General features: G+C 31.8%; 1 pseudogene. It reads left to right on the forward strand.

The features are described 5' to 3' along the window. Nucleotides 1–242, forward strand: a pseudogene (locus SB717_RS38930) (S-layer homology domain-containing protein); the annotation flags it as partial.

The raw sequence follows: 242 nt of genomic DNA on the forward strand, positions 1-242 counted from the left end.
CTATCAACAAGTCTAGTGATTTTAGGGAGTGTACCTTTATCAGCATCAGCAGAAGAGATAAACAGATCTCAAACTGATCAACTAAATATTGCTGAAGGAGAACATGGAACGAGCGGATTAAATTATTCTAATTTCAAGTTGGAAGTTCCTGATCATATACAAATTAACGAAGCAGAAGTATCTGAAAATGAAAAAATTCTTTTAGAAGAATATAAGCATAAACATGATGAAACAGAAGAATT

The organism is Priestia sp. SIMBA_032, from assembly GCF_046535215.1.
In the GTDB taxonomy this organism is placed as follows: domain Bacteria; phylum Bacillota; class Bacilli; order Bacillales; family Bacillaceae_H; genus Priestia; species Priestia aryabhattai.